Source organism: Kitasatospora sp. NPDC059803 (assembly GCF_042732255.1).
GTDB lineage: Bacteria > Actinomycetota > Actinomycetes > Streptomycetales > Streptomycetaceae > Kitasatospora.
In genome coordinates, this window is record NZ_JBHWIJ010000551.1 from 1 (window position 1) to 2,007 (window position 2,007).

Here is a 2,007-nt window from a genome sequence, read left to right on the forward strand (position 1 = left end):
GGCGCCCCGCGGCCCGACCCGGCGCCGGACGCGCCCCGGACGCTGCCCGAGGCGCTGCTGCGCGCCGCCGAGCGGCACCCCGGGCGCGGCCTGCACCTGGTCCGGGCCGACGGCGGGGCGACCCGGCTCACCTACCGCCGACTGCTGGAGCAGGCCCGGGAGACCCTCGCCCTGCTGACCTCCGCCGGACTGCGGGCGGGCGACCGGGTGATCCTCCAAGTCCCCGACCCGGAGCGCTACTTCCCCACCCTGTGGGCCTGCCTGCTGGGCGGGGTGCAGCCGGTCACGGTGGCCCGCCCGCCGGCCTACGACGAGCGCAACCCCGTACTGGAGAAGCTCTGGCACGCCTGGCAGACTCTGGAGGAGCCGCCGGTGCTCGCCTGCGGTCCGGCGGTGGCGGGCCTGGCACGGCTCGGGGAGCTCTACCCGGCGCCCGGGCTGCGGGTCATCGCGGTTGACCACCGGCCCGCCGATACCGGCGCCGCGCCCGACACCATCGGCGTGCCCGACACCGGCACCATCGGCGCGCCAGGCGCCGAGCACGCCCCGGACCCCGGCGACGTCGCGATCCTCCAGCTGTCCTCCGGCAGCACCGGCCGGTCCAAGGCGGTGCAGATCACCCACCGCGGCATCCTGGAGTACGTGGCCGGCGCCGCCTCCCAGGGCAGCTCGCCCGAGGACGTCACCGTCAACTGGCTGCCGCTGGACCACGTCGCCGGGCTGCTGATGTTCCACCTGCGGGACGTGGCGCTGGCCGCCGACCAGGTGCAGGTGCCCACCGAGCTGGTGCTCGCCGACCCGCTGGTCTGGCTGGACACGCTGGAGCGCTACCGGGGCGCGCACTCCTGGTCGCCCAACTTCGGCTTCCGGCTGGTCGCCGAGGCGGTCCGGGCCGCCGGTCCCGGCCGGCACTGGGACCTCTCCGCGCTCAAGTCGCTGATCAACGCCGGGGAGCAGTGCACCGAGGCGGTGCTGGACGAATTCCTGGCCGCCACCGGGCCGTTCGGCGTTCGCGCGGACCACGTCCTGCTCGGCTGGGGCATGGCCGAGACCTGCACCGTGATCACCTACAAGCGCTACCACGAGGACGGCGCCCGCCGCCTGGTGCGCACCGACTCGCTGAGCGGCCGGCTGGAGCCCGCCGACCCGGCCTCGCACGAGCGCGGCACCGGCTTCCTCAGCATGGGGCGTCCCGCGCCCGGCACCCGGATGCGGGTGGCGGGCGAGGACGGCCGGGCCCTGCCCGAGCACTGGGTCGGCCGGCTCCAGGTCAACTCCGGCCGGGTGACCCCCGGTTACCTGAACAACCCGGCCGCCGACCGGGAGTCCTTCGTCGGCGACGGCTGGTTCGACACCGGAGACCTGGCCTTCCTGGCCGACGGGGAGGTGGTGCTCACCGGCCGTCGCAAGGAGATCATCATCGTCAACGGGGTGCACTACTTCTGCCATGAGCTGGAGGACGTGGTGGCCTCGGTGGCGGGGGTGCGCTCCGGGCACGTCGCCGCCTTCGGGGTCCCGGACGACCGCACCGGCACCGAGCAACTGGTGGTCGTCTACGTGCCGAACGACCAGGACGCCCCCGCGCCGCCCGTGGCCGCCGAGATCCGGCGACTGCTGGCCGCCCGTAGGCAGCCCGCCCCCGCCCTGGTGCTGCCGGTGCCGCCGTCGGAGTTCCCGCGCACCACCAGCGGCAAGATCCAGCGCACCGCGCTGCGCCGGCGGCTGCTCGACGGCGAACTCGACGAGCACCTCGTGGCCCTGGACCTGGCGGAGGCGAACTCCCGGACCCTGCCGGACTGCGTGCGCCGACTCGCCTGGGAACCCCGCCCGGTGCCGGAGGCCCCGGCGGCCGGAACGGTCCCGGCCGAGGGCGCTCCGGCGGGGCCGACCCTGCTGCTCCGCCCCGCCCGCCCCGGCACCCTCGCCGAGGCGCTGCGCGCCGCCCTGCCGCAGGCCGTGGTGGGGGTCCGGCCGCCGACCACCGACCCCGGGGACTGGCTGCGGGCC

The 2,007-nt window shown here is 76.3% G+C and carries 1 protein-coding gene; it reads left to right on the plus strand.

The features are described from left to right. The coding region (locus tag ACFV6I_RS39395; RefSeq protein ID WP_380431084.1) for an AMP-binding protein at positions 1-2,007 on the plus strand (2,007 nt) is incomplete at both ends.